Source organism: Syntrophomonas sp. UBA5494 (genome assembly GCF_002426325.1).
Genome location: NZ_DIPG01000135.1, coordinates 12,981 through 13,361, shown reverse-complemented (window position 1 = coordinate 13,361; position 381 = coordinate 12,981). Strand labels below are relative to the sequence as shown.

General features: G+C 47.8%; 1 protein-coding gene. It reads left to right on the top strand.

What is annotated here, in order from left to right; genetic code table 11:
• Positions 1-201: 201 nt before the first annotated feature.
• Positions 202-381, top strand: a 180-nt coding sequence (locus tag B3W37_RS15330) for an NAD(P)H-dependent oxidoreductase subunit E (protein WP_483176311.1), incomplete at its 3' end; no start/stop codon positions are given.

Sequence of the window (381 nt, the reverse complement as noted above, 5' to 3'; positions counted from 1 at the left end):
TTTCCCCAGTGTCCCTTTGGCAAAGCGACCTAATTCCAAGAGGTGTTGGTTGATGCCAGTTTGGAAGAAGCCCAGGCGCAGATTCTAAACCATATCCGGCTTTAGCAGCAGAAACCATTTTCATATTGGAGGCGGTGGGGGGCATAAGCGCGGTGAATTTGACTGTTCATGGAGATTCACGCAAATACAGGAGGTGAATAAATGTTGACAGTTTATCAAGAGATTATCAGTCCGTATCAATATCTACCCGGAGGTATTATTGAAGCCTATCACGCTATGCAGAAGAAGTACGGCTATATCCCGGAAGATGCTATCGCCGCTGCTGCGCAGGCCTTTAATATGTCCAAGGCTCAGGCCTATGGGGTGGCCACATTCTATTCC